The 4,936-nt window shown below is 73.3% G+C and carries 7 protein-coding genes and 1 pseudogene; 6 read left to right on the forward strand and 2 right to left on the reverse strand.

Going from position 1 to position 4,936, the window contains the following annotated elements; translation table 11 throughout:
* Both ABZS51_RS42225 and ABZS51_RS42230 read left to right on the forward strand, forming a co-directional pair.
* Positions 1–320 (forward strand): annotated as a pseudogene (locus tag ABZS51_RS42225) (N-acetylmuramic acid 6-phosphate etherase); the annotation flags it as partial.
* A gap of 128 nt (positions 321–448) precedes the next feature.
* A complete protein-coding gene (locus ABZS51_RS42230) occupies positions 449–1,510 on the forward strand; it encodes a serine hydrolase domain-containing protein (protein ID WP_355453844.1) in 1,062 nt (353 codons plus the stop codon).
* Positions 1,511–1,537: 27 nt separating this feature from the next.
* On the opposite strand, the gene ABZS51_RS42235 is transcribed toward ABZS51_RS42230, so the two are convergent.
* On the reverse strand, positions 1,538–2,440 hold the full coding sequence (locus tag ABZS51_RS42235; protein ID WP_355453847.1) for a TIGR03619 family F420-dependent LLM class oxidoreductase: 903 nt from the start codon (positions 2,438–2,440) through the stop codon (positions 1,538–1,540).
* An 18-nt stretch (positions 2,441–2,458) separates the two neighbouring features.
* On the opposite strand from ABZS51_RS42235, the gene ABZS51_RS42240 reads away from it, so the two are divergent.
* The 4 genes from ABZS51_RS42240 (at position 2,459) to ABZS51_RS42255 (ending at position 4,456) form a co-directional block, all read left to right on the forward strand.
* On the forward strand, positions 2,459–3,313 hold the full coding sequence (locus ABZS51_RS42240) for a phosphotransferase (protein ID WP_310714046.1): 855 nt from the start codon (positions 2,459–2,461) through the stop codon (positions 3,311–3,313).
* Between the two features lie 57 nt (positions 3,314–3,370).
* The gene (locus ABZS51_RS42245; RefSeq protein ID WP_355453851.1) at positions 3,371–3,622 is read left to right on the forward strand and encodes a zf-TFIIB domain-containing protein; all 252 of its coding nucleotides are present in this window, start codon (positions 3,371–3,373) and stop codon (positions 3,620–3,622) included.
* Positions 3,623–3,863: 241 nt separating this feature from the next.
* Entirely contained in the window at positions 3,864–4,148 is a 285-nt protein-coding gene (locus ABZS51_RS42250) for a hypothetical protein (RefSeq protein WP_355453853.1), read from the forward strand.
* A complete protein-coding gene (locus ABZS51_RS42255; protein ID WP_355453856.1) occupies positions 4,145–4,456 on the forward strand; it encodes a hypothetical protein in 312 nt (103 codons plus the stop codon). The genes ABZS51_RS42250 and ABZS51_RS42255 overlap by 4 nt, the downstream gene beginning before the upstream one ends.
* A 109-nt stretch (positions 4,457–4,565) precedes the next feature.
* Here ABZS51_RS42255 and ABZS51_RS42260 read toward each other — a convergent pair.
* Positions 4,566–4,936 (reverse strand): hypothetical protein (locus ABZS51_RS42260; RefSeq protein ID WP_355453859.1); only part of this gene is annotated, 371 nt, incomplete at its 5' end.

A 4,936-nucleotide genomic window follows, 5' to 3' on the forward strand; every position in this document is an offset into this window, starting at 1 on the left:
CGACCCGGCTCAAGGCCGGCACCGCGCAGAAGCTCGTGCTCAACATGATCTCCACGATCGCGATGGTGCGGCTCGGGCGCACGTACGGAAACCGGATGATCGAGATGTCGGCCATGAACAGCAAGCTGGCCGATCGGGCGGTGCGCATGGTCAGCGACATCACCGGCACCGACCGGGAGACCGCGGCGCGGGCCGTGGACGAGGCCGGCGGGCAGGCCAAGACGGCCGTGGTGATGATCCGGCACGGGCTCGACGCGGAGGGGGCGCGGGCGCTGCTGGAGTCGCACGGCGAGCGGCTGAGCGACGCGCTGAGCGGCTGACGCGCCGCGCCGGGCGCCGCCGGTTCCCGGGGGCGGCGTGCCGGGGGACGGCATCCTGGAAGCCGTACGTCCCGGAGCCCGTGGCGGGTGGCCGGACGAGAAGACGCGAAGCGGAGAGGGGAGGGAAGGTGGCGGAAGGTCTGGACGCGGTCCTGGCCGGGGCGGTGCCGCGCGTGTGCTCGGCGGCGGTCGCGCTCGTCGCCGTGGACGGCGAGGTCGCGGCGGCGGCGGTGGCCGGCGAGCTGGTCAGGTACGCCGACGCCGAGGGGACCCTGGCCGGCGACCGGCCGCCGGCGCGCCGCGACTCGATCTTCGACCTGGCCTCGGTGAGCAAGCTGTTCACCACGGCCGTCGTCCTGTCGCTGGCCGAGGAGGGCCGCCTGGGCCTGGACGAGCCCGTGGCGGCCTGGCTGCCCGGCCGTGACCCGCGGATCACGCCGCGCCGCCTGCTCACCCACACGGCCGGGCTCCAGCCCACGCGCCGCGTCGACCTGGAGCTGCCCGCCGCCGGCCACGCCACCCGGCTGGCCGCGATCATCGACACGCCCGTCACCGGCCCCGTGGGCGGGCCGTACCTCTACACCGACGTCGGCATGGTCACGATGGGCCGCGTGGCCGAGCTGGCGGGCGGCGCCCCGCTCGACGAGCTGGTCCGTGCCCGCGTCACCGACGTGCTGGGCCTGACCGCCACCGGTTACCGGCCGGGCCCCGGCCTGCTGCCGCGGGTCGCAGCCACCGAGTGGAAGCCGGAGCGGCCGCTCACGTCACCACCGGGCTGCGTGCGCGGCGAGGTGCACGACGAGACGAGCTACGGCCTGGGCGGCGTGGCGGGCCACGCGGGACTGTTCGCCCCGGCCGACGACCTGCTGGCCTTCGGCGAGGCGCTGCGGCTCGGCGGCGGCAAGATGCTGCGGCCCGAGACTGTGGCCGAGATGGTCCGCGACCAGGGCGCCGAGGGGGCGCCCTTCCGGCACGGGCTCGGGGTCAGGATCGGCGACCCGGGCATCGTCGGACCGCTGGAGGGCGCGTACGGGCACTCCGGCTTCACGGGGACGTCGCTCGTCGTGGACCCGGCGCGCGGGCTGACGGTGGTGCTGCTGACCAACGCCGTGCACCCGGTGCGCGGCCGGGACGGCATCCGGGACCTGCGCCGCGCGGTGGCCGCCGAGGCCCTGTGCCTGTCCCGCTGATCGCGCCTGTCCCGCTGATCCCGGGACTCAGGAGGCGGGGGCCAGCGCCTCCAGGGCCTCCTCGGCGCGCCGCATCGCCTCCTTGGGCTCGGCGGTGACGATCTCCGGGTCGAAGTTGAGGTCGTGGAAGACTTCCGTCACGCCGCGCGCCGTCAGGTCGTCCACGTCACGCCGGATCTCCTCGAACGTGCCCGTCAGCGGCGGCCGCTCCCCCTCGGCCGCGCCCGCGGGGCGCACCCGGGTGACGCCGCGGCAGACGATGCGCAGCGCCTCGGGGTCGCGCCCCGCCTCCCGGGCCGCCTCCTTGATGATCGCCACGCGCGGCTCGATGCCCGCCAGGTCCTCCCGGCTGGAGCTGATCCAGCCGTCGGCGATGCGGCCCGCCCGGCGCAGCCCGGCCTCGGCCGCGCCGCCGAGCAGGATCGGCGGCGCCTGCGCCGGCCGCGGGTCGAGGTGGGACGGCGGGATCCGGTAGAACTCCCCGGAGTGCTCGACCTCCTCCTGCGTCCACGCCTCGCGCAGCACCTGCGTGAACTCCTCGATCCGCCGGCCCCGCCCCTCGAAGCCCACCCCCGCGGCCTCGAACTCCTCGCGCACCCAGCCCAGCCCCAGCCCGGCCGTCAGCCGCCCGCCGGACAGGATCTGCAGCGACGCGAGCTGCTTGGCCAGCACGACCGGCTGCACGTACGCGTTGATCACGGCCACGCCCAGCCCGATCACCTCGGTCACCCCCGCCAGGTACGACAGGGTGACCAGCGGGTCGTGCACGCTGCGGTAGATCGGCCCCATCGGATGGCCCACCGGGTAGAGCACTCTCTGGAACGTCCACAGCCGCTCGTACCCGAGCTCCTCGGCCCTGGCGGCGACCCGCCGCATGTTGGCGGGGGTGGCCCAGGGACCCGACTGCGGCACGGCGAATCCGATTCCCATGCCCTCTAGTCTGTACGAGTGGATCTGCAGGCGGAACTCGGGGCCATCGCCGGAGCGCACGGTGGCACGGGGGAGCCCTCCCTCCACCCCACCCGCACCGACGTCGTGGTGTTACGCCGGGGCGAGGTCGTGGTCAAGGCGCACTCGCGGCGCGACGACGCCGAGGCGCTGCGGCTGCGGGTGCGCGCCGCCGCCTCCGCCGCGCTCAGCGGCCTCCTGCTCCCCCCGCTGCGGCCCGACGTGCTCACGGTGGCGGACCGCGCGGTCACGGTGTGGCCGGCCGGCACGCCCGTCTCGCACGACGAGCTCGACGCCGCGCCCTGGGAGGAGGGCGCCCGGCTGCTGGCCCGCCTGCACGCCGTCCCGCTGACACTGCTGCCGCCGCTGCCCGAGGCGGGCGCACCGGCGCGGGCGGCCCGCGCGGTGCGGCGGATGCCCGGCGACGGCCCGGTCGAGCGGCTGTTACGCCGGGCGTTCGCGGAGCTGCCGGAGCCCGAGCCGGCGCCCGGCCTGCTCACCCACGGGGACTGGCATCTGGGCCAGCTCGTCCGCCGCGACCGGTGGCTGCTCATCGACGTGGACGACCTCGGCGTCGGCGACCCCGCGTGGGACCTGGCCCGGCCCGCCTGCTGGTACGCGGCGGGGCTGCTCGACCCGGCCGTGTGGGACCGCTTCCTCGGCGCGTACCTGGCCTTCGGCGGGCCCGCCCTCGGCGACGGCGCCGACCCGTGGCGCCGGCTCGACCTGCCGGCCCGCGCGGTGACGATCCAGCTGGCCGCCGTGGCCGTCGTCAACGCCGGCCGCGACGGCCGGGAACTCGACGAGGTGGAGCAGTCGTTGATCGAGGCGTGCAACAGAATCGTCAGAGCGTGACGGGGTTGCGCGCGGTAGGTTTTCCTCACAGATCCGAGGCCAAGGAGACCGACGAAGATGCAGTGCCCCAAATGCCGCGGCAGCATGCGGACTTATGAGCGCAACGGCGTCCACATCGAGCAGTGCGACAACTGCCGGGGGATCTTCCTCGACTACGGCGAGCTGGAGACGCTGACCCGGATGGAGGCCAGCTACCACGCCGCTCCCCCGCCGCCGCCCGCCCCCGGCCCCGCGTGGGGCGCCCCGCACGGCGGCCACTACGGCCACCACCGCCAGCGCAGCTGGGTGGGCATGCTGTTCTCGTCCTGACGGACACCGGCTCACACCGGACGACACGGCCAGGGCCGCGCACCCGTGATGCGCGGCCTTCGCCGTGTCCGACGCCAGGCACCATCGCGCCTACCGCGGCATGCCTGCTCCGTGCCGGATTGGCGCTGATCGTGAACCGGTGGGCGACGTTCGACCGACTGACAGAGTACGCACGCCATGCAGTCGTTCGGCTACGCCGTGCAGCGTGACCCCCGCATATGCCCTGACCTACACTCAAGACATGAGTGACAGCGCCTTCGAGGTCTCGCTGAACGAAGCCGACGGCCACCTGCCCGAGGTCATCAGTGCCGCCTCCGAGCGTGGCGCGATCGCCTATCTCACCGATCACGGCCGCCGAGTGGCCGCCATTGTGCCCGCCGACGATGCCTGGTACTGGGCGCCCGCGTGGCAGGCGGCCGAAGCCGAGGCCGACGCGGATTTCCGACAGGGTCGCAGCCGACGTTTCGACAGCATGGATGACCTCTTCGCCGAGAGCGACGCCATTCGCGGGGAGACATCCGTTTGAAGTACGAGCGGTCCGACTCGTTTCTGCGGGATCTCTCACAGCTGCCTTCAGAGCATTACGCGCTGTTCAAGGAAGCGGTCTCCAAGCACCTCCTGCCCGCCCTCGCCCAGGGAGCGCACACGGGCCACGCACCCTGGCCGGTACGGCTGCGCATCCACAAACTCGCCGGCACCGATGTCTATTCCATGACATGGAACTTCACCTCGCCGGACGGGCGCGCCACTTTCCGTTTCACAACGGAAGACGACGGCGAGACGATCCTGCAGTGGCGGCGCGTTGGTGACCACTCCATCTACGAGCGCCCGTAAGCGCGCCCCTCTCGCGGCAACTCGCCGAGCCGATCTGGGATGGCATCCGGCCCGAAGAGCCCCGTCGGCTCTTCCGCCGCGAACGTCGGCCGGATCTCGACAGCCGGCGTCAGCTCGGGAAGTCGTCCGGGTCCACGTCGGCGGTGCGGGCGTTGCCGCCGTTGATGGCGTGCAGCGTGATCCGCCAGTCGTGCCAGCGGATCTGGGTGGCGGTGAAGGTGGTCTTGAACGACACCGACTTCTCGAAGCGCTCGAAGCTGCACTCGCGGGTGAAGGCGCGCGCCTTGCCGTCCCAGTCGACACCGTGCGTGAAGTAGATCTTGTAGTTGCCGTCCCGCACACCGCTGACCTTGAACTTCGACTTCTTGCGCACGTACACGCTCACCGTCTTCGAGCCGCCCTTGACCATGGTGACGACCGCGTCGCGGGTGCCGCCGTTGTCGATCTGCAGCGAGCTGCGGCCGTTCAGGGTGCTCCGGC

This window comes from Nonomuraea sp. NPDC005501, assembly GCF_040605905.1.
Taxonomy (GTDB): Bacteria; Actinomycetota; Actinomycetes; order Streptosporangiales; family Streptosporangiaceae; genus Nonomuraea.

What these genes read in the sequence shown, in the direction of transcription:
- ABZS51_RS42245 (WP_355453851.1), top strand. Translation starts at nt 3,371, where the DNA reads ATGCAGTGCCCCAAATGCCGCGGCAGCATGCGGACTTATGAGCGCAAC.
- ABZS51_RS42235 (WP_355453847.1), bottom strand. Translation starts at nt 2,440, where the DNA reads ATGGGAATCGGATTCGCCGTGCCGCAGTCGGGTCCCTGGGCCACCCCC.
- ABZS51_RS42250 (WP_355453853.1), top strand. Translation starts at nt 3,864, where the DNA reads ATGAGTGACAGCGCCTTCGAGGTCTCGCTGAACGAAGCCGACGGCCAC.